Source organism: Streptomyces sp. NPDC006235, from assembly GCF_040613735.1.
GTDB lineage: Bacteria > Actinomycetota > Actinomycetes > Streptomycetales > Streptomycetaceae > Streptomyces.
On record NZ_JBEXSR010000040.1, the window covers coordinates 45,396 to 65,491 of the forward strand.

The 20,096-nt window shown below is 73.5% G+C and carries 17 protein-coding genes; 3 read left to right on the top strand and 14 right to left on the bottom strand.

Annotation, left to right across the window (positions count from 1 at the left end):
• Positions 1–30: 30 nt before the first annotated feature.
• Genes ABZ192_RS33905 through ABZ192_RS33915 form a run of 3 tightly spaced genes read right to left on the bottom strand, consistent with a single transcriptional unit; the run spans position 31 to position 4,347 of the window.
• Entirely contained in the window at positions 31–1,422 is a 1,392-nt protein-coding gene (locus ABZ192_RS33905) for a carboxyl transferase domain-containing protein (RefSeq protein ID WP_356928313.1), read from the bottom strand.
• Positions 1,415–2,884, bottom strand: a complete 1,470-nt coding sequence (locus tag ABZ192_RS33910) for an acyl-CoA synthetase (RefSeq protein WP_356928314.1) — start codon at positions 2,882–2,884, stop codon at positions 1,415–1,417. The genes ABZ192_RS33905 and ABZ192_RS33910 overlap by 8 nt, the downstream gene beginning before the upstream one ends.
• 47 nt (positions 2,885–2,931) lie before the next feature.
• Complete coding sequence (locus ABZ192_RS33915; protein WP_356928315.1) at positions 2,932–4,347, bottom strand: SLC13 family permease; 1,416 nt, start codon at positions 4,345–4,347, stop codon at positions 2,932–2,934.
• A 196-nt stretch (positions 4,348–4,543) separates the two neighbouring features.
• Between ABZ192_RS33915 and ABZ192_RS33920 the strand changes: the two genes are divergently transcribed.
• Positions 4,544–5,251 carry an FCD domain-containing protein gene (locus ABZ192_RS33920; RefSeq protein WP_356928316.1) on the top strand — a complete coding sequence of 236 codons (708 nt, stop codon included), beginning with the start codon at positions 4,544–4,546 and terminating at the stop codon, positions 5,249–5,251.
• Positions 5,252–5,264: 13 nt separating this feature from the next.
• Here the strand turns inward: ABZ192_RS33920 and ABZ192_RS33925 are convergent, their stop codons facing one another.
• Positions 5,265–5,564: a hypothetical protein gene (locus tag ABZ192_RS33925; protein WP_356928317.1), complete on the bottom strand. Its 300-nt coding sequence runs from the start codon at positions 5,562–5,564 to the stop codon at positions 5,265–5,267.
• 82 nt (positions 5,565–5,646) lie between these two features.
• Positions 5,647–6,717 carry a MerR family transcriptional regulator gene (locus ABZ192_RS33930; protein ID WP_356928345.1) on the bottom strand — a complete coding sequence of 357 codons (1,071 nt, stop codon included), beginning with the start codon at positions 6,715–6,717 and terminating at the stop codon, positions 5,647–5,649.
• Positions 6,718–6,887: 170 nt separating this feature from the next.
• Between ABZ192_RS33930 and ABZ192_RS33935 the strand changes: the two genes are divergently transcribed.
• Positions 6,888–7,757 carry a hypothetical protein gene (locus ABZ192_RS33935; protein ID WP_356928318.1) on the top strand — a complete coding sequence of 290 codons (870 nt, stop codon included), beginning with the start codon at positions 6,888–6,890 and terminating at the stop codon, positions 7,755–7,757.
• A gap of 52 nt (positions 7,758–7,809) precedes the next feature.
• Entirely contained in the window at positions 7,810–9,207 is a 1,398-nt protein-coding gene (locus ABZ192_RS33940) for an MFS transporter (RefSeq protein ID WP_356928319.1), read from the top strand.
• Here ABZ192_RS33940 and ABZ192_RS33945 read toward each other — a convergent pair.
• From ABZ192_RS33945 to ABZ192_RS33985, 9 genes are read right to left on the bottom strand one after another with little or no spacing between them, the layout of a single operon-like run.
• Entirely contained in the window at positions 9,188–9,796 is a 609-nt protein-coding gene (locus tag ABZ192_RS33945) for a hypothetical protein (protein WP_356928320.1), read from the bottom strand. The genes ABZ192_RS33940 and ABZ192_RS33945 overlap by 20 nt on opposite strands.
• Entirely contained in the window at positions 9,762–10,589 is an 828-nt protein-coding gene (locus tag ABZ192_RS33950) for an FkbM family methyltransferase (protein WP_356928321.1), read from the bottom strand. Before ABZ192_RS33950 ends, ABZ192_RS33945 begins: the two co-directional genes overlap by 35 nt.
• Entirely contained in the window at positions 10,586–10,807 is a 222-nt protein-coding gene (locus ABZ192_RS33955) for a Trm112 family protein (protein WP_356928322.1), read from the bottom strand. The genes ABZ192_RS33950 and ABZ192_RS33955 overlap by 4 nt, the downstream gene beginning before the upstream one ends.
• Positions 10,804–11,709 (bottom strand): hypothetical protein, encoded by a 906-nt coding sequence (locus tag ABZ192_RS33960; RefSeq protein ID WP_356928346.1) that lies wholly within the window; start codon positions 11,707–11,709, stop codon positions 10,804–10,806. Before ABZ192_RS33960 ends, ABZ192_RS33955 begins: the two co-directional genes overlap by 4 nt.
• Before the next feature lie 15 nt (positions 11,710–11,724).
• Entirely contained in the window at positions 11,725–12,459 is a 735-nt protein-coding gene (locus ABZ192_RS33965) for a class I SAM-dependent methyltransferase (protein ID WP_356928323.1), read from the bottom strand.
• The gene (locus ABZ192_RS33970; RefSeq protein WP_356928324.1) at positions 12,456–13,823 is read right to left on the bottom strand and encodes a condensation protein; all 1,368 of its coding nucleotides are present in this window, start codon (positions 13,821–13,823) and stop codon (positions 12,456–12,458) included. The genes ABZ192_RS33965 and ABZ192_RS33970 overlap by 4 nt, the downstream gene beginning before the upstream one ends.
• The gene (locus ABZ192_RS33975; protein WP_356928325.1) at positions 13,820–18,001 is read right to left on the bottom strand and encodes an alpha-(1->3)-arabinofuranosyltransferase; all 4,182 of its coding nucleotides are present in this window, start codon (positions 17,999–18,001) and stop codon (positions 13,820–13,822) included. The genes ABZ192_RS33970 and ABZ192_RS33975 overlap by 4 nt, the downstream gene beginning before the upstream one ends.
• A complete protein-coding gene (locus tag ABZ192_RS33980; RefSeq protein WP_356928326.1) occupies positions 17,998–18,774 on the bottom strand; it encodes a class I SAM-dependent methyltransferase in 777 nt (258 codons plus the stop codon). Before ABZ192_RS33980 ends, ABZ192_RS33975 begins: the two co-directional genes overlap by 4 nt.
• A 23-nt stretch (positions 18,775–18,797) precedes the next feature.
• Positions 18,798–19,949, bottom strand: a complete 1,152-nt coding sequence (locus tag ABZ192_RS33985; RefSeq protein ID WP_356928327.1) for a glycosyltransferase family 4 protein — start codon at positions 19,947–19,949, stop codon at positions 18,798–18,800.
• Positions 19,950–20,096 lie beyond the last annotated feature (147 nt).

The following is a 20,096-nucleotide window of genomic DNA, read 5'->3' on the forward strand; positions in this document are numbered from 1 at the left end:
CTTGATGGTGCGTGGGGGCCACCACCTGACTCACGGTCCCACGGTCCCCCGGATCACCCCCAGCTCCACCAGGTCCTGCGGCCGGATGCGGAGCTGGTCCGCCGTCGCCTCCACCTCGCGCGGCGGCCGCTTGAGGATGGCCGCCGCGAGCTCCGGCGCGATCACCGAGAAATAACTGTCCGGGGTGGCCCAGGTGTTGCCGGGCGCGGCCAGCGCCAGCGCGCCGCCGGAGCCGCCCTCGCCGATCACCAGCGTCGTCACCGGGGTGCGGGCGCCGGCCACCGCGCCGAACAGGTCCGCGATCGCGGCGCCCGCACCCTGCCGCTCCGCCGCCGCGTCGTTGGCGGCGCCCGGGGTGTCCACGAGGGTCAGCACCGGGGTGCCCAGCCGGTCCGCGAGGCGGATCAGACGGGCGGCGGTGCGGTAGCCGGCGGGGCGGGTCGCGGTCCCGGTCTGCGCGGCGTACGCGACCGTACGGCCCTCGTGCGTACCGAAGCCGCACAGCATGCCGTCCGGATCCGTGCCGCCGCAGCGGTCGCCGCTGATCGCGACGCGGTCGGAGAAGTAGGCGTCCAGATAGGCGGCGGCGCGCGGGCGCCGGGGCGAGCGGGCGCGCCGGACGGCGTCCCAGCCGGTGGCGGGCAGGCCCGTGTCGTCGCCGAGCGGTTCGGGTGGCGGGGCCGGTGTGCCGGACGGGCACGTCAGCAGCCGCAGCCACCGGCCCAGCGTCTCGCGCAGTTCCTCCGGCCGTACGACCGCGTCCGCCGCGCCCGCCGCGACCTGCGCCTCGGCCGTGTACGCCGCCGCATCCGCGTCCGCCGGGCGCACCCGGGAGCCGGCGAAGCCGACCTGGGCCCCGGGCAGCGCGAGGACCACGTCGGCGCCCGCGCCCAGGGTGGCCCACCCGCCCCCGGTGGTCGGATCGCGCAGCACGGCGATCTGCGCGAGCCCCGCTTCCCGGGTGAGCGCCGACTGCCGGGCCACGCGCTGGAGTTGCGTCAGGGCGAGCATGCCCTCCTGCATCCGGCTGCCGCCCGTGGCGACCAGCGGCACGACCGGGAGGCGGTGCTCCCGGGCGTAGGTGTACGCCGCCTCCAGCCGGTCGCCGGTGCGTTCGCCGAGCGAGCCGCCGAGGAAGCCGAACTCGAACGCGATCAGCACGGCCCGGGTGCCGCCGACGCGGGCGGTGCCGCAGACCACGGACTCCTGCTCGCCGGTGCGCTCGGCGGCACGGGCGCGCAGGGCGTCGTAGCCGGGCCAGCCGAGCGGGCCGTCGGGCCTGGAGTCCCTTATGGGCGCGGGCAGTTCGGTGAAGGTGGCGTCGTCGGCGAGGGCGTCGGCGATCGCGCGGGCCGAGAGGCGCTCGGTCGCGGGGAGCCGCTCGGTCGCGGGGAGCCGCTCGGTCGCGGGGCGCTCAGTCATGGGGGAGCGCCCGCTTCATGATCTTCCCCATGTCGTTGCGGGGCAGGGCGCCGAGGTGGTGGACGACCCGTGGGCGCTTGTGCGGGGCGAGCCGCTTGGCCACGTGGTCCGCCAACTCGTCGAGCGAGGGCGGGGACTGGGGATCCGCCGGGACGATCCACGCCACGATCCGCTCGCCCAGGTCGGCGTCCGGCTCCCCGGTGACGGCGGCCTCCCGCACCCCCGGGTGCTCCAGGAGCGCGTTCTCGATCTCCCCCGCTCCGATCTTGTAACCGCCGCTCTTGATCAGGTCGGTGGCCTTGCGGCCGACGATCCGGACGTAGCCGTCGGGGTCGCGCACCGCCATGTCGCCGGTGCGGAACCAGCCGTCGGCGGTGAAGGCGGCGGCGGTGGCGTCGGGCCGGTTGAGGTACTCCGTGAACAGGTTCGGGCCGCGCACCTGGATCTCGCCCACCGTCTCCCCGTCGTACGCGGTGACCTCCGAGCCGTCCTCCTCGACCAGCCGCAGCTCCACGCCCGGCAGCGGCACGCCGACCGTGCCCGGGCGGGCCTCGCCGTCGGCACGGACGCTGGTGTTCATCAGCGTCTCCGTCATGCCGTACCGCTCGATCACCCGCCGCCCCGTCGCCGTCGCGATCCGCCCGTGGTCGTGCACGGGCAGCGCGGCGGAACCGGACACCAGCAGCCGCGCGCCGGTCAGCGCCTTCACCAGCTCCGGGTCGCCGGTCACCGCCTCCGCGATCCGGTGGTACATCGTCGGCACGCCGAACAGCATGGTCGCGCCCGCGTTCAACTCCCGGGCCACGCCCTGCGTGCTGAAGCGGCCCAGGTGCCGCACCGAGCCGCCGCGCCGCAGCGGGCCGAGGGTGCCCAGGACCAGGCCGTGCACATGGAACAGCGGCAGTCCGTGGACGAGGACGTCGTCGCCCGTCCACTGCCACGCGTCGGCCAGCGCGTCCAGGGTCGAGGCGATCGCCCGGCGCGGGATGACGGCGCCCTTGGGCGGGCCGGTGGTGCCGGAGGTGTAGACGACCAGCGCCGGGTCCTCGTCGTCCGCGTGGCCCTCGGGGACCGGGCCGGTGCCGTGCACGTCGACGTCGAGGCGGGGCAAGTCCTGTACGGGAGAGGGAAGTTGGTCGTCGGGTGCCGTGAGCACCAGGTCGGGTGCGCTGTCGGACAGGATGTGCGCGAGTTCCTTCTCGCCCGACTTCGGGTTGAGCGGTACGGCGGGGACGCCGGCCAGCAGGGCGGCGACGACGGCGACGGCGGTCTCCATGGTGGGCGTCGCCCATACGGCGACCCGCGTGGCCTCGCCGATGCGGCCCGTGAGGGCGCCGGCCGCTGCGGCGAGCTGCGCGTAGGTCAGGGAGCGCTCGCCGAAGCGGAGGGCGGGGCGGTCGGCCGCTGCGTCGGCCGATCCGTCGGCCGGGGCTTCGGTCAGGGCCGGGAAGAGAGGGGTCACGCGTCACATCTCCTTAGCTGTTTTCTGTCGGACCGGTCAGCGGTCGGCTATCCCCAGCCGGGCACGACCATGACCAGCCACGCCGCCGCCGGTACGACCGCCACCACGATTCCTCCGTACACCATCAGCTGCCGGAAGAAACGCTCGCGGTCGACGTCCGGGGCGGCGGCCAGGACCAGTGCGCCGTTCGTGGAGAACGGGCTCACGTCCACGACCGTCGCCGACACGGCCAGTGCGGCCACCATGCCGATCGCGCCGATCTCGCCCCGTTCCAGGAACGGCACGGCCAGGGGGATCAGGGCGCCCATGATTCCCACGGAGGAGGCGAACGCGGAGACGAGTGCGCCGATGTAGCAGAGCAGGACGGCCGCCAGCAGGGGGATGCCGATGTTTCCTACGCCCTCGCCGGCCCAGGTGATGGTGCCCATCTCGTCGAGGACGCCGATGTAGGTGAGGACGCCGCAGATGAGGAGGACGGTCGGCCAGGCGATCTGGCCTGTTGCCTTGCGGCTGTCTTCCGGCCACAGCGTGCTGAGGATGACGGCGAGGGTGATGGCGGTGAGGCCGGCGTCCAGGTCGAAGACGAGGACGGCGATCACCAGAGCGAGGAGGGAGGTGAGGGTGGCTGTGCGGGCCGGGGTGAGGCTGGTCGTTTCCGGGCTCGGCGTGCCGGTTGCTGGGGCCGGGGCGGTCCGCAGCTCGGCGGGGCGAGGTGCCGCTTTCTGTGGGACGGGCGCCGCCCCAGCGGCACGACTGCCCGCAGCGGCGGAAGGACTGCCCGCAGCGGCGGCGGGATTGTCCGCAGCCGGGGCGGGGCTGCCGCCGCCGTCCCCCGTGCCGTCGTCCACCGCGCCTTGGGCCCACAGCTTCAAGCCGCCGCAGACGACGAACACCACCCCCGCGATGACCAGGTTCGCCGCGAGGGACGACAGGAACAGGATCAGCTCGTTGCCGGGGAGCTTCTCGCGTTCCACGATGCCGTTGACGATCGAGCCGTAGATGCTGATGGGGGAGAAGCCGCCGGCCTGGGCGCCGTGGACGACCATCGCGCCCATCAGCAGCGGGCTGATCCCGTACCGGGCGGCGAAGCTCAGGGCGATCGGGGCGACGATCGCCACCGCGGCCGGGCTGACCGCGCCGATCGCCGTGAGCGCGCCGGTCAGCGCGAACATCACCCAGGGGATGAGCGCGACCCGCCCCCGCACGAGCCGGACGGCGGCGTGCACCAGCCAGTCGGTGGTGCCGTTGGCGCGGGCGATCGCGAAGAGGTACGTGACGCCGACCAGGACGACGAACAGGTCGCCGGGGAAGCCGGCGAAGATGCCGTCCGCGTCGAGATCGGCGACGAGCCCGCCCACCCCGAAGGCGGCGGCGAAGGCGAGCGCGCCCATGTTGACGGAACGGGTGGTGGCGATGACGAACACCACGACGAGGACGAGGATCGAGATGAGTTCGGGGGACATACGGGCTCCCGTCGTTGGGCCCCGGAGCGGCTGGGAGCACCCAGAAGAGTGGCCGAGTGGCTGAACCACTTGAGGTGCGTTGGCTGAACAGCGTGGGTGCGGCCCGGGCGTCCGTCAAGGGGGTGCGCAAGAATTGGTTCAGCCACTCGGCCACCGAGAGGGGCCGGTGTTACGCTCCCGGCGAGAGGGGGACTCCATGACCGACGCCCTGCGCCCCATGGCCAAACAGCGCCTCTACGAGCAGGTGCTGGAGCGGCTGCGGCAGTACGTCGCCGAGGGCGGCCTGCGCGCCGGCGACCGGCTGCCGCCCGAGCGGGATCTGGCCCAGCGGCTCGGGGTGAGCCGCGCCTCGGTGAAGCAGGCGATCGTGGTGCTGGAGGTCCAGGGCCTGGTGGAGGCCCGGCACGGGGGCGGCACGTACCTCGTGCGGGACAGCCTCGACACCGAGCCGGTCGAGCGGATGGTGGAACGCCGCCGGCGCCTGCCCGATGTCCTGGAGGCCCGGGAGGCGCTGGAGACGAAGCTCGCCGAACTGGCCGCGGAGCGGCGCTCGGAGGAGGACCTGGACGCGATGCGCTCGGCGCTCGCGCGCATGTCGGAGGAGATCGCGGCGGGCGGTCACGGCGTGGAGGGCGACCGGCTGTTCCACGCCGCCGTGACGGCGGCGGCCCACAGCGCTCTGCTCGCGGAGTTCATGCGCTCCATCACCGAGCAGATCGCCGAGAGCCGCACCGAGTCCCTCCGCCAGCCCGGCCGCCCCTCCCGCTCCCTCTCCCAGCACCAGGCCATCCTCGACGCGATCGCCGCACAGCAGCCCCGCCAGGCGGCCGCGGCCATGCGGCGCCACGTGCGCACGGTGGCGAAGGTGCGGTTGCTGGACTGGGAGCCGGGCGAGGAGGGGTAGCCCGGGTCGGGTGTCAGGCGAACCCGGTGGTACCGGGCGCCACGAACCGCCGGTGTACCGGCGCGAAGCGGACCTCGGGCTCACCGGGGAGACCGACCTTCGGCACGGCCGGGGCGAGACGCTCGGCGAAGAAGCGCCGGAAGTCCGCCTCGGCGTTCCACACGTCGGTCACGTGCAGGTCGCCCGCCTCGAACCAGGCCACGTGCAGGACGAGCCCGTCCGGCACCTGCTCCTCCCAGCGCACCTCGGCCTTCATCGCGTCGTACTGCTCGGGCGTCACCCCGGCCCAGCGCAAGGACAGCACAGCAGCCATGGAGATCCCTTCCTGTGATGGGTGTCCTCGCCCAGTAGACCGGCCGGGGTGGGGCACGGCCCGTGGTCCTGGGCCGTCCGGGTCACGCCGCCACGACGTCCGCCACCACACAGCTGACGTTGTCCGGACCGCCGGCCTCGTTCGCCGCCGTGACCAGGGCCCGGACCGTCTCGTCGGGGGCGGTGGGCGGGGTGAGGAGCTCCCGGATCCGGTCCTCGGGGACCACGCTCGACAGGCCGTCGGAGCACAGCAGATAGCGGTCGCCCGGGAGGGCGTCGTGCAGGCGGAGGTCCGGGATCGTGGGAGTGCCGTCGCCCGTCAGGGCCTTGAGGAGGAAAGCTCGCTGGGGGTGGGAGACGGCCTCCTCGGGTGTCAGGCGCCCCTCGTCGATCATCGACTGGACGACCGTGTGGTCGTGGGTGATGAGGAACAGTTCGCCGTCGCGCAGCAGGTAGGCGCGCGAGTCGCCGATGTGCACCAGGGCCAGTCGCGAGCCGGTCCACAGCGCGGCGGTCAGGGTCGTGCCGATGTCGTCGGCGCCGTCGGCCACGTCCTGGACGGCCTGGGCCGCGCCCCGCACGGCGTCCTCCAGGTGGTTGAGGACCCCGCCGGCCGGGATCTCCTGCGTGTCCAGGAAGCGCAGTGCCTCCACGGCGGCGCTGCTCGCGGGCGCGCCCGCCGGTCCGAAGCCGTCGGCGACGGCGAGCAGCCGGGTGCCCGCGTACGCGGTGTCCTGGTTGGCGGGCCGGACGCGACCGGTGTCGGAGTGGGCGGAGTAACGCAGTTCCAGCATGGCGGTGTCCTTTCGGGACTCCGGTGAGTCCGCTGTCAGGTGAGCGACGAGGAACGCGGCGAGGTCCCGCCGTACCGCCGTCTCCGCCTCGACACGCGCCCAGTAGGCGCGGATCTCCCGGGCGGCGGCCGTGCAGTCGCGGTCGTGGAGCCGGCACACCTGGCGGATCTCCGCCAGCGGCATGCCCAGCCGCCGCAGCCACGCCACCAGCCGGGCCTGCTCCAGCTGCCCGACCGCGTAGTACCGGTATCCCGTGTCCGGGTCCACCCGGGCGGGCCGCAGCAGGTCCAGTTCGTCGTACAGGCGCAGTGCCTTGGGTGAGAGCCGGCACGCCTTCGCGAACGCGCCGATCGTCAGCATGTCCCTCTGCACCTCGCCACCTCCTCCGGTTCCGCCACCGATGCTGGGGCTTCACCGAAGGTGAAGGTCAAGCGGGCTGTTCTGGTTCCGCCGGCGGTTGTTAGCCTGCCGGTCGATCACCCGATCACCCGATCGCACGATCAGCCGATCGCACGAAGAGGGAGCCCTCGGTGCCCCGTGTCGCACTCGTCACCTACGACTCCGGTCCTGAGCCCAGCAAGGACCAGGACCTTCCCTTGCTGGTACGGGCGCTGAGGGACGCCGGTGCCGAGGCCGTCGCGGTGCCGTGGGACGCCTCCGGCACCGACTGGGGCGGCTTCGACCTCGCCGTGATCCGGTCGACCTGGGACTACAGCTGGCGGACGGAGGAGTTCGCGGCGTGGGTGGAGCGCTGCGGGACGCTGACGCGGCTCGCCAACCCGCCCGCGGTCGTGCGGTGGAACACGGACAAGCGGTACCTCGGGGATCTGGCGGCCGCCGGCGTGCCCGCCGTCCCCACCCGGTACATCGAGCCCGGCGAGCCCGCCGACCTCCCCGACCACCAGGAGTACGTCGTCAAGCCCACCTCCGGCGCCGGCGCCCGCTTCGCCGCCCGCTACACCCACGACGAGCACGAAACGGCCGTACGACACCTCAAGCGGATGCACGCCGAGGGCTTCACGGCGATGGTGCAGCCGTACATGCGCAGCATCGACTCCGCCGGCGAGCGGGCCCTGCAGTTCTTCGGCGGACGCCTGCTGCACGCCAGCCGCAAGGGCGCGGTCCTCGCGCCGGGCACACCGTACGACGCCGACAAGGTTGCCCACCCCGACCTCGAACCCTGGGAGCCGACCGCCGCCGAACTCGACGTCGCCGAGCGGGCCCTGGCCGCCGTCCCCGGGCAGCAGGATCTGCTGTACGCGCGCGTGGACCTCGTCACCGGGCCGGACGGTCAGCCGTGCGTGATGGAACTGGAGCTGGTCGAGCCGAACCTGTTCCTGTGGCTGCACCCGGAGTCCGTGCCGAGGGTGGTCGAGGCGGTCCTGGCCGCCGCCGGCTGATCACGCGCGGACATACGTCCCTCGGTGAGGCTCTTGGTGTAGTGGTAGGGCCATGCCCTCCGAGCGACGGTCCTGGGCACCGCTGCTCGCGGTGTGCGCCGGGTACTTCATGGTGATCCTGGACGTGACGGTCATCAACGTCGCCGTGCCGGTGATCGGGCGGGAGCTGTCGGCCTCGCTGACCGGCATCCAGTGGATCACCGACGGGTACACCCTGGTCCTCGCCGGCTTCCTGCTGACGGGCGGGGCGCTGGGGGACCGGCTGGGCAACCGCCGGGTGTTCTGCTCGGGCGTGGCGGTGTTCACCGTGTCCTCCGCCGCGTGCGCGCTCGCACCCACCGCGCCCTTCCTGGTGGCGGCCCGGCTGGTGGAGGGGCTCGGCGCGGCGCTGATCGTGCCCGGTTCCCTGGCCCTGCTCCAGCAGGCCTATCCCGAGCGGGCCGCACGCTCCCGGGCCTTCGGGCTGTGGGGTTCCATGGCGGGCATCGCGGCCTCGGCCGGGCCGCTCCTGGGCGGGCTGCTCGTCTCCACGGTCGGCTGGCGCTGGGTGTTCCTCATCAACCTGCCCGTCGGCGTGGCCTGCCTGGTGCTGACACTGCGGCACGTGGCCCGCTCGCCCCGGCGCGCCGACCGGGCGCTGGACTGGCCGGCGCAGTGCGCGATCGTGGCGGCGGTGGCGCTGCTGACCGGGGCGCTCAACGAGGCCGGACGGCGGGGCTGGACCGATCCGGCCGTGCTCGCCGGTGCGGGACTGGCCGTGGCGGCCGCCGTGGTGTTCGTGGCGCGCGAGCGGCTCGCCCGGCCCCCGGTCCTCCCGCTCGCCCTGCTGCGCTCCCGTGCCATGAGCGGCGGAGCCGGCATCGGCCTGTTGTTCAACTTCGGCTTCTACGGCGTGGTGTTCACCGCCAGCCTGGAGTTCCAGCACCAGCGCGGCTACAGCGCCCTCGGCACCGGCCTCGCGCTGTTCCCGGCGGTGGCGATGACCATGTTCGCCTCCCTCCTGTCCGGGCGGCTGGCCCGTCGCACCGGCGACCGTCCGCTGGTGGTCTCCGGGATGCTGCTGGCCGCGCTGGGACTGGCCGGCTGGGCCGCGGCCGGCGCCGACCCCGCCTACGCGCTGCTGGTGGTCCCGATGATGGCCGCGGGATTCGGTACGGCCTTCGCCCTCACCGGCACGACCGCCACCGTCATGGGCGCCGCCCCGGAGGCGTACTCGGGGGCCGCCTCCGCCCTGTTCAACACCACCCGCCAGATCGGCAGCGCCACCGGCGTCGCCCTCGGCGGCAGCCTGCTCGCCTCCGCCGCCGACTTCGGTACAGGGCTCCGCAGCAGCATGCTCATCGGCGCACTCGCGTACCTGGCCGCCGCGGGCCTGGCCTGGCGCTGCGTACCCACGAAGCCCCGGCGGTCCGACGGGGCCGCGGAGCCCCTCAGTCCTGACGGCCGGTGACGGCCACCCGCTGCAACAGCCCCCACGTGAACTCCGCGACGGCCTCCCACCGCACGCCCTGCCCGTCCGGCGCGGTGAACGCCAGTCCCCAGCGGGTCGGGGCCGTGCCCTGAAGGGGACGGGCCGGGGCGAAGGCGCGGGCCGCCTCGTCGACCGTGCAGGACCAGGGGGTGAGGTCGTCGAGCGTGCGCAGGTCGGGCCCCTCGGCGCCCGGGGCGCGGACCAGCCACTCGTTCCACACCGCGCCGTTCGGGGCGGTCAGCACCTCGAAGCGCAGGTCGGGCCAGAGGGGGAGGGGCCATAGCCAGGACTCGCAGTCGAGGTCGCCGATCCGGCGGGGTGTACGGGACTCGGGTTCGCCCAGCACCGAGCGGTAGCGGGACAGGGGCGAGCGGGAGCGCGGGGAGCGGACCATCGCCTGCCAGCGCTTGTTGGCCTCGCGCATGTCCGCGAGGGAGGCGCCCAGCTCGCGACGGGCGTCCTCCACCGGACCGGGGTTGTGGTCGGCCATGCGGCGCAGCAGCACCAGCTGGAAGTCGAGCGGTGTGAAGGGGCTAGCGGGGCGCTTTCCGGAGGGCATGGGCACCATCGTCACCCACCGGCGCGGTGCCCGGGCGTCGGCCGGCCGGCAGGAAGAGCACCGAGTTGACGTAGCGCGGGCCGCGCAGGGCGTCGTACGGCAGGACGCGGCGCAGCAGGCCGTGCGAGACGACGTAGGAGGCGTCCGCCTGGTGCTCCTCCAGGGGGAACTTCGCCAGCGGCACCCAGCTGTCGCCGGGCAGGACCCAGCCGTCGTAGCCCAGCAGGGACAGGTAGGTCACCACCGGGGCGATCGGCTGGATGCGGGACTCCAGCTCCACGAACAGGGCGGGCCGGTCGCGGGCCAGCAGGCCCGTCGCCCCGCGCAGGACCGCCGGTTCGTTGCCGTCCACGTCGATCTTGATGAAGCCGACGTCGCGCAGCCCCAGCTCGTCCAGCGTGACGCACGGGACGTCCAGCGCCCGGCCGTGGATGTCGCGCCGGACCAGCGACGACACGCCCCGGTCGCCCGAGTCGTCCGACGGCAGCCACAGGCGGGCGATGCCCGGCCGGTCCGAGGCCGCCGCACGGATCACCCGCACGTTCGGCGGCACGGCGGCGGTCAGCAGACGGGCCAGGTGGGGCACCGGTTCGATCGTCACCACGTGCTCGGCCAGGCCGGACAGCCGGTGCGTCCAGGGTCCGTACCAGCCGCCGACGTCCACCGCCGTACCGCAGCCCGGCGGGCACAGCTCGGCGAGCCGGGCCAGCTCCGGTTCGAACCGGGGGTAGAGCGCCCGGGCCGTCGCGGCCACTAGGCGGGCGGGCAGGAGGGGAGCGAGCCGGGCGGCCAGGCTGGTCATGGGGTCATCCTCTGGAGAAGTTCCTCGTGTTCGTCGTCCGAGACCTGCTCGCCCGAGGACGGCAGCAACTGCGGAATGCCGTCGACGATCGGATAGCGGCGGCGCAGACGCGGGTTGTACAGCGCCCCCTCCTGCCCGGCCTCCTCGGCCAGCAGATGCAGCGGTCCCTTGTCGAGCGGGCACGCCAGGATCTTCAGCAGCGGGTCGTCGGGCTTCATGGGGATGCCAACTCCTTGGCTGGTGCGGCAGGTTGGGGAGCGGGGTCGTGTTTCGGCATGGTCAGGAGCACGGCGACCGCCAGGGCCGTGCCCGCCACCCGCAGCGTGAGCCGCAGCGGCTCGTCCGGCAGGGCCTCGCCGAACGACAGCGTGCCGAGCACCGCCGTGAACAGGGACGTCACGGTCGTGCACACCGGCACGATCAGCGAGGCCCGACAGCGCTGGAGCGCCGCCTGCGACATCACCAGGCCGAACACACCGGTGAACAGCAGCAGATACGGATACGGGGAGCTCAGCAGGTCCAGCACCGCGCCGCCGATCCCGCTGGTCGTGAGATGGCTCGACACGCCCTTGATGGCCAGCGAACTGACGCCGTACAGCAGGCCCACGGCCACGCCGTACTCGACGCCGGTCGTCGGCCGCCGGTGCCGGTTGCGGGCCCGCCGCTCGGCGGAGCCGTACAGCCACAGCCCCGCCGCCAGCGACGGCACGCACACCAGCAGGATCAACGGGTACGGCGCCTCCTGGCTGACGGTGTCCGAGCCTTCGCGCAGCGACAGCACCACCATCAGCAGCGCGAGCAGGATCGCGGCCAGCGCGTACCGCTCCCGGCCGCTCGTCTCCTCCCCGAGCAGCCGGGCCGACAGCAGCACGAGCAGCACCAGGCCGGAGACGAAGATGCCCTGCGCGGCGGCGATCGGGAGGGTGCGGTAGACGACGAGCTGGGCGCCGAAACCGGCGGCGAGGGCGAGAGAACCGCCGATCCACAGGGGGCTGCCGAGAACCAGGCGCAACAGCCGTGCCGGTTGCCGGATCGTCACCTCGGGCAGCGAGGTGAGCGCCCGTTTCTCCAGCACGAAGCCCAGGCTGTACAGGGTGTTCGCCAGCAGGGCCGCGGCCACTCCCCACCACATGGGCTACGTCCTCCTGGCGTGCAGCAGCAGGATCGACGCGAGCTGTGGCCGGGCGCAGGCCAGCCGGTCCAGCGGCCGCAACGGGCGCGGCACGCCGTGGAAGGGAGCACCTTCGAGCCGTACGACCGTGAACCCGGACGCGGCGACGAACTCCCGCAGCGCGCGGGCGGTGTAGAGGCGCAGATGCCCTACGACCTCACGGCCCGGGCGGCCGTGGATGCCGCGCAGGCTGACCTCCGAGAAGACCGGCTGGACACCGGCGAGCAGCAGGGCGCGGTTGTACCAGGCGGCCAGGTTCGGCGTGGACAGCATCAGATGCCCGCCGGGCCGCAGGATCCGGCGGATCTCGTCGAGCGCCGCGTCCGGGTCGACGAGGTGCTCGATCACCTCGCTGAACAGCACGGCGTCGGCCGACTCCGGCGCGAACGGCAGCCCGCCGCCGGTGAGCTCACCGCGGACCGCGTACGGGATGTGGGTGCGGGCGCGTCTCAGGGCGTCCTGGGACCAGTCGACACCGATGACGCGGTGGCCGGGGAGGAAGGGCGCGGCGGTGGCCGCGGCGGTGCCGTCCCCGCACCCGATGTCGAGGATCGTCTGCGGCTCGCGCCCCGCCGGGCCGATCGCCCCGGCCAGCATGCGGGCCTGGCGGATGCTGCGCGGGGTGCCGGAGGAGACGGGGACGGCCGGGTTCTCGTAGAAGTCACGCAACTCGGGGGGCCGGGCGGGGGCGCTCGTCACGAGGTCACCTCCGTGGTGTGCAGATAGTGCTCGAACAGGTCGCGGAGGTGGGCGCCGTCGCCGTGACTGAGCAGGGCCCGGGACCAGCGCAGGGCCAGGTGGAGGCGGCCGGCGGTGGAGGCGGTGGTCACGGTGAGGCCGCGCGGCATCCGGGCCGGCGCCGAGAACCAGACCGCGTGTGCCCGGCCCGTCTCCTCCCCGAAGTCCAGGGGGTAGGGGATACGACCGATGTTGCTGAGCAGGGTCGTCGACGTCCAGGGCGCGGCGGCGCGGCGCAGGGTGCGGGTGAGGGCGGCGCGGGCGGCGACCGGGGCCCAGGGGGTGGTGAGGAGGGCGGCGCCGTGGCCCAGTTGGGGGCGGGGCAGGGACTTCAGGGCGCGGGTCCGCTCCGCGGTGCGCCGGAGGAGGGCGGACATGTCCGGGTGGTGCAACTCGGATGGTACGAAGGGGACTTCCACGAGGCGGGTGCCGTTGCCGATGGGCATCGTGGTGTCGCGGGGGCGGTCGTCCACGGGCATGGTGATGCGGAGGGGGCGGGGGCGGGCGCCGTGTTCCCTGTTCCAGTGGGCGATGGTCAGGGCCGTGGTGACCATGAGCTGGTCGTTGACGGTGTAGGGGGTGCCCTTGGGGCGGTGGGGGAGGGGGAGTTCCGTCACCAGCATGCCGTTGCCGGGGGAGGGGTCGGGGGTGCCGGGCGCGACCCTCGCGGGGCGGGACCAGGTGGTCGGGGTCTCCGGGGTTTCTCGGAGGGCTTGGGGTGTACGGGTCGGTGGTGCTGCGGGGGAGTTGTCGCTGCCTCCGTAGAGCTCTGCGGCGGTGGCGAGTATGCGGAGGCAGGCTGGGCCGTCCAGGGCGGTGTGGTTGATGGTGAGGAAGAGGACTGTGCCTTGTGCGGTGCCGGTGTGGATGTCCTGGGCGGGGCGGGTGCGCAGCCCGGCGTGGCGGGGTGCCGCGCTCTGTGGGTCGGGAGCCGCCCCAGCGGCACGACTGCCCGCTGCTAGGGCCTCTACCACCTCCAGGCGTATGGGCGGTGACATTGACAGGGGTGGGGCCTCTGTCAGGGCCCGGGTCCTCGCGTCCTGGAGCGCCCGGGGCCCCGGCGGGGTGAAGGTCACCACCTCCACATCGGGCTCCGGCGTCAGCTCCCACTCGTACCGCCGCCGGTACCACGGCCCCCGCGCCTCCCGCATCAGGATCCGCGGATGCCGGTGCAGGGCCTCCGTGAACGCCTTGCGCAGACGCATCTGGTCGACGGGGCCGGGGAAGTGGACCTCGATGTGGACCGTCTCCGGTTCCTCCTCCTGGAGGCAGTGCCGGGACACCTCGTCCACCACCGGGAACGGGATGCGTACCGGTGCCGTCATGCGGGCTCGCCCTTCCCCGTGTCCGTCGTCCTGGGCAGCTGCCGGGTCGGTGCCTCCGAGGAGGACGAGGGCCCTTCGCGCAGACTCACCAGTCCCGCGAACAGGCCGATCAGCGCCAGCAGTTGGGCCGTACGGCCGAACGCCCCCTCACCCGCGCCCACCGGCTCCCCGGCCCCGAACGCGGCGACGATGCCCGCTCCCGCCAGCGCCGCGAACGCGATCGGCACCAGCAGCGCGTGCCGCCTGGCCGCGAGCAGCGCCAGGGCCGGGACCAGCAGCGCGAACCAGCCCGCGATCACCACTCCGACCAGCGTCAGCGCCACCGTGCCGAGCCACAGGCCGGGCAGCGGCGGGGCCGGTTGCGGTGCGTCGGGGTTGGGGGCGCGGCGGCGCCAGAGCGCCAGGCCCAGCAGTACCGCGATGCCGGCGCCGCTGCCGATCAGCCCGGCGTCGTACGTGGTGGCCGGTTCGTACGACAGCTTGACCGTGCCGCCCGCCCCGGCCGGGATCCGCCAGCCCTGCTGCCAGCCGTCCAGCCGCAGCGGGGTGAGCTCCTTGCCGTTGAGGGTGGCCTTCCAGCCGTCGTTGAAGTTCTCGTACGTCGTCAGGTACGAGGCCGCGCCGGAGCCGACCGACACCTCGCGCCGGTCGCCCAGCCAGTCCCGGACCCGCAGCTCACGCCCGGCCGCGGCGGCCTCCGGGACCGTCCCGCGGGTCAGGGTGACGTCCGTCAGCGCGAGCGGGCCGGCGTCGCCGCCCTCCAGCCGGTGGTCGCCCGAGGCCAGCTCCACCTCGGCGTCCTTCCTGTCCCGTTGACAGAGCGTCACCTCGACGGGCCGCCGTTCCACCAGGTCACGCACGGTGCCCTTCGCTCCCGTCCGGTACAGCTCGCCGTCCAGTGCCACGTCGGGCCCCTTGCCGCACGGCAGCGAGAACGTGCGGGTGCCGTCCGGCTGCGGGGTGCGGTACTGGTCGAGGGAGGGGATGTACGCCTCCGTGAGGCCCACCGGGAGCCGCAGATCCTCGTCGGCGACCGGGTTGTGCAGGGTCAGCGGGGCCGTCTCGGTGATCGTGATGTCGAGCCGGTCCGTGGTGATCGGCGGGAAGCGGACCCAGCCGTTCTCGTCGACGCCGGCGATCGCCGCGCCGTCCGGGGAGCTGATGTGCACCTGGGAGGCGCGGGTGGACAGGCCGCCGGCCGGGGCAAGGACCAGTTCGCCGACCGGCTGCTTGCCGTCCCAGCGCAGATGGATCGTCGGCCGGTCGCCCGCGATCCACGCCGTCGTCAGGTCGCCGTCGGTGAGGTTGCGTGCCGCGAGGCCCGCGCCGAGGCGCGCCGTGGAGTCGGCGGTGGCGACGATCCGGGACTGCTGCTCGGGCGCCACCTCGTACAGCAGCCGGTCGAGTTCCTCGCCCGGCACCGGCACCGCGCTCGCCGTCACCTCGTACGTCCCGGCGGCCGGTGTCGTGAAGCGGCGGTGCAGACCGGCCTCGGTGCCGGTCGCGGACAGGCCGGTCGGGTCGGAGGCCCGGTGCAGGGAGACGACCGTGGCGTCCGCGGTCGCGTCGGCCGCGTCCACCGGGAGCCGCAGCAGCCGCGTCACCTGTACGTCCGGCAGGTCGATCTCGGAGAAGCCCACGCCGGTGAGCCCGGCCCGGCGCTCCACCGAATCCACGATCGTCAGCTTCATCCACCGCGTGCCGCCCTCGGGCGCCCTGACGCTCTGCGCCGTGCCGTTGGGCCGCAGGAAGCTCGTCCGCTCGCCCTTCTCCGTCTCCACGCGCACCTTCGTCGCCGCCGCCCGCACGCTCTCCTGCGGCAGCGGCGTCACCTTGAAGGAGGACGGCATGTCGTAGGAGCCGGTGAAGCCGATGCGCAGCCACTGCCCGTCCGGCGTGTCCGGCGAGCCCTCCGTCCACGCGGTGTCCGGGTTGCCGTCGAAGGCGTTCACCGGGTCGTACTGCGGCAGGTGGAACAGCCAGTTGCCGTACGAGGAGGCCGTCACCGAGCGGGCGCCGCGCAGTTCGGCCACCGTCTGGTGGTCGGTGCCCTCGGTCGGCAGGATCTGGCGGGGCTTCTCGCCCGGGTCCTGCTGGGCGCCCTGCGCATTGCGCTCGTCGCGCGTGTACGTGTACGACGTGCCGGCGTTGACCACGCCGAACCGGGTGTCGGCGCGCCGCATCCCGTCGCCCACCACCTGCACCGCCGGGGTGCCGAGCCCCGGGTGGTTGTCGCCGGTCAGGACGGTCGCCCGGCCGCGCAGCCGCGACGCCAGCGGGAGCAGCGCCTCCGGGCCGCCGGACACCACGGCCGTGTCGGAGACCGGCATGAGTCCCGCCTGCCCGGGCCGGACCACGTCGTCCCCGGTGGGCCGGTAGATCTCGACCGCCCGCTGCCGCGGGTACAGCCCCTCGACCTGGAGCGGGGCGTCGTGCGCGATCCGCCCGCCGGTCATCACCGGCCCCAGCCCCGTCACCCGCTCGTACCCCGACTGTTCGAGGGTGCGCTTGACGGTCGTGGTCGGCACATAGCCGATCTGGTCCGGATCGAGATCATTGCGTACGACGACGTAGAACAGCCCCGCCCGGCTCAAGTAGTCGGCCAGCCCCGGCACTTCGGCACCGGACATCAGCGCCTGCTCGACGGCGTCCATCGCGCGCCGGTTGCCGGGCGTGCCGAACGGGACGTAGTCGCGCTGCGCCCAGCGCGACTCGGCGAGCACGTCGAGCGGCTGGTCGATGGGCGAGCCCCAGGTGTAGACGCCGTGCGCGGTCGCCGGGACGACCAGGGCGCGCGAGTCGGGCGAGTACTTCTCCAGCCAGTCGGCCGTGGCCTGCCAGTAGGTGGGCAGCTTCTGGAAGGAACCGGGGTTGAGGATCGAGCCGTTGAGGTACGGCCACAGCAGCCCCGGCAGGATCAGCACCGCCGCGACCAGCGGGGCGAAGCGCCGGCCGCGCACCGGGCGCGCCCCGCGCGGCTCGGCGGCCACCCCCACCAGATGGGCCAGACCCAGCATGAATGCCAGCGCCAGGCCCGTCTGGAACTTGTAGATGTTCCGGAACGGCGACAGCCAGCCGTCCAGCCAGCCCTGCACGGCCCCGTGGAACGGCGCCCCGAACGCGCCGCCGTACCCGGCGAGCAGCACCAGCGCCGCGACCAGCACCGTCAGCACCAGCCACCGCCGCTCGGGCATGTCCCGCCGGGCGAGCCCGGCGAGACCGAGCCCGGCCGCGAGCGCCGAGCACACGATCACGACGACCGACGCGGCCACGGCCCAGCCCGCGGGCAGCCACGCCTCACCGAAGTGCAGATAGGCGACCCAGTTCCCGGCGCCGCGCAGCGCCTCGGTCGCCGACATGGTGTCCGTCGTCGTCTGCGCCGTCTCTATATAGGGGAGGAAGTTCTCGCCGTAGACGCCGAGCAGCAGCAGCGGCACCCACCACCAGGCCGTCACGACGAGCACGGCCGGAACCCACCAGGCGATCAGCTTGCGCTGCCGCGGCCCGGGCGGCCGGGACAGCAGATACAGCCCGACCGGCAGCAGGGACGCCAGCGTCGCGGAGGCGTTCACGCCACCCATGAACGGCACGAGCAGCGCCGACCGCAGGGCCGCGACCCGGGCGGCGTACCGCTCGTCGGTCAGTGGAAGCAGCACCCACGGCAGGAACGCGCCGGGCAGCGCGGCGGCCGACGTGGAGCCGATGACGGTGGTGAACACCGGCCACAGCGCGTACGCCACGGCACCCAGCAGCCGGGACGCGCCACTGCCCACCCGCAGCCGCTCGGCCAGCCGCAGCGCACCCCAGAAGGCGACGGACACGATCAGCGACATCCACAGCCGCTCCGCCAGCCACACCGGCAGTTGCACGAGGTCGCACAGCCAGTAGAACGGCAGCATCGGCCACAGATAGCCGACGTACTGGTCCTGGATCCCGCCGAACCCGGCCCGGTCGTGCCACAACTGCCCCAGGTCGGCGAGGAACTGGCCCGGGTCGACCGTCACACCGAGCTTGGTGTCGAACGTCTGCCGCCCTGGCTGCACGGCCAGGAACAGCACGAACGCCACGGCCCAGAAGCCCAGCAGCCAGCGCCGCGACCGTGGGCCCTCGGGCGGACCCGCCGCGGTCGCGGTGGTGGGGACGGCTGCTGGTGGAGGAGCCTGGACCGTGGTTGTCATGTAGGGCACCGCCGCAGGATGAGAAGGAGGTTCCAGGTGGCGAACTCGCGGATGCCGGGCGCCTTGGCGACGGCCTCCGCGAGGAACGGCCAGTAGCGGGAGCGCGCCGAGACGACCGTGACGTCGTCCCGGGCACGCACCTGCCGCAGGGTGGATCCGATGTGCACCGCGAACAGGTTCTCGCCGAGCGTGTGCTTGGCGGGCCTGCCGGTCCGCCGCAGATAGCGGGCCCGGGCCCGCTCGGCACCGAAGTAGTGCCACGGGGCCCACTCGTGCCCGCCCCACGGCGACAGCCAGTTGGTGAACGACACGTAGATCAGCCCGCCCGGCCGCGTCACCCGGGCCAGCTCGCTCAGGAACGTCTCCGGGTCGGCGACGTGCTCCAGCACGTTCGAGGAGAACGTGACGTCCGCGACGCCGTCCCGGAGGGGCAGCAGGTATCCGTCGGCTACGACGGCCGAGTCCGGTGGTTTCTCACCGAGTTCGGCCATGTCCGGCTCGAAGAGGAACGCGTGCGCTCCACGTCGCCGGAACTCCTCGGTGAAATACCCGCTGCCGCCGCCGACGTCGACGACCGTACGCCCGGCGACGGGCCCGTCGTACGCCTCGACCTGATCGACGGCGTCCCGGGCGAGCAGCGAGTAACAGCTCTCGGGATCGTCCTGCTCGTGGAGGAAGGCACGGAAAAGGGCAACAGATCGCCGAAAGGAGGGGTCGTTTACATAGGGGCGCGGGGCTGTGACACGTGCGGCTCCGCCGCGTGGGCGCGACAAGCCACGTACGACCGCACGCCGCCTCACGGCCCCCAGCCCCTCACCGCCTCCGCGGCCACCACCCGAAATTGCCGCACAGTCCGGTCCCACCGAAACTGCGCAGCCCGCTCCCGAGCCGCCTTCCCCATCAACTCCCGCCGACGCCCGGACAGGGCCAACGCACACCACGCCGCCGCGAACGACGACTCACCGCGCGCCAGAACCCCGGTCTCACCATCGACCACGGAGTCCTTGAGCCCCGGCACGTCGAACGCCACGGTCGGCGTCTGTCGCGCCGCGGCCTCCGTCACGACCAGACCCCATCCCTCCACGGCGGAGGGATGCAGCAGCAACCAGGCCGCGCACAGCAGCCGGTGCTTCTCGGCCTCCGACACGTACCCGGTGAACTCCACGCCGGGACCCGCCAGTTGCTCCAGCCGTGCCCGCTCGGGGCCGTCCCCGACGATGACCAGCCGCCCGCCGGTGACGGGCCGTACTCGCTCCCACAACCGCAGCAGCAGATCGATCCGCTTGTACTCGACGAGCCGGCCGACGGCGACGAACAACGGTTCGGGGGAGCGCTCGGCCCGCGGCCCCGGCTCCTCGACCCCGTTGTGCACGACACGGATGCGGTCCCGCTCCACGCCGATCGCGCGCAGCGCGTGCGCGGTGGAGGAGGAGACCGCGACCAGCAGACTCCGTTGCTGCGCCCCGGTCAGCGCCCAGTGCTCGAGTCTTCGGCCGATCCGGGCGGCCGGCGCCAGCGGCCCGCCGAAGCGCATCTTCCACAGGTCGGTGTGGACGTGGTTGACCAGGCACAGCGTGGGCCCGGAGTGCCACAGCGGCGCCAGGTACGGCATGCCGTTGCACACCTCGACCAGCAGGTCGCAGTCTCCGACCTGGCGGGCGAAGGCCGACCGGGCGCGCAGATAGTGCCCGTACGGGCCGCCCGCCGACACGACCCGGTAGTCCCGGAAGGCCGCGGGGCCCCCGCACAGCAGGGTCACCTGGTGGCCGAGCCGGGTCAGGCCGTCGGCGAGCTTGTCGACCAGCAGCTCGGAGCCGCCGGCGGACGGGTTGTCCAGATCGCGATGGGCGAGGAAGACGATCCGGCGCGGATGTGGGGGGAGCGCCGGAAGGTGCTGCTCCGCGCTGGGGAGCGCGGCATGCAGCGAGGACGGTACGTGCTGGGGCATGGGTGCTCCAACTCGTCTCGGGGTGCGGAACTCAGCGTGGGGAAGGTGTGGCTCTGGGGGGTCTGGCTGTGGGGGGCCTGAGCCCTTCCTGGGAGGGGAGTGTGGACGGGTTGTGCTCGGGTGGGGTTGGACAGTTTTCGCCCGGAC

Excerpts from the sequence above, each read along its gene's own strand:
- ABZ192_RS33920 (WP_356928316.1), top strand. The coding sequence starts at position 4,544 with ATGACCGACGCCCTGCGCCCCATGGCCAAACAGCGCCTCTACGAGCAG.
- ABZ192_RS33905 (WP_356928313.1), bottom strand. The coding sequence starts at position 1,422 with ATGACTGAGCGCCCCGCGACCGAGCGGCTCCCCGCGACCGAGCGGCTC.
- ABZ192_RS33955 (WP_356928322.1), bottom strand. The coding sequence starts at position 10,807 with ATGAAGCCCGACGACCCGCTGCTGAAGATCCTGGCGTGCCCGCTCGAC.
- ABZ192_RS33930 (WP_356928345.1), bottom strand. The coding sequence starts at position 6,717 with ATGCTGACGATCGGCGCGTTCGCGAAGGCGTGCCGGCTCTCACCCAAG.
- ABZ192_RS33975 (WP_356928325.1), bottom strand. The coding sequence starts at position 18,001 with ATGACAACCACGGTCCAGGCTCCTCCACCAGCAGCCGTCCCCACCACC.
- ABZ192_RS33985 (WP_356928327.1), bottom strand. The coding sequence starts at position 19,949 with ATGCCCCAGCACGTACCGTCCTCGCTGCATGCCGCGCTCCCCAGCGCG.
- ABZ192_RS33925 (WP_356928317.1), bottom strand. The coding sequence starts at position 5,564 with ATGGCTGCTGTGCTGTCCTTGCGCTGGGCCGGGGTGACGCCCGAGCAG.
- ABZ192_RS33945 (WP_356928320.1), bottom strand. The coding sequence starts at position 9,796 with ATGGTGCCCATGCCCTCCGGAAAGCGCCCCGCTAGCCCCTTCACACCG.
- ABZ192_RS33950 (WP_356928321.1), bottom strand. The coding sequence starts at position 10,589 with ATGACCAGCCTGGCCGCCCGGCTCGCTCCCCTCCTGCCCGCCCGCCTA.
- ABZ192_RS33915 (WP_356928315.1), bottom strand. The coding sequence starts at position 4,347 with ATGTCCCCCGAACTCATCTCGATCCTCGTCCTCGTCGTGGTGTTCGTC.
- ABZ192_RS33970 (WP_356928324.1), bottom strand. The coding sequence starts at position 13,823 with ATGACGGCACCGGTACGCATCCCGTTCCCGGTGGTGGACGAGGTGTCC.
- ABZ192_RS33940 (WP_356928319.1), top strand. The coding sequence starts at position 7,810 with ATGCCCTCCGAGCGACGGTCCTGGGCACCGCTGCTCGCGGTGTGCGCC.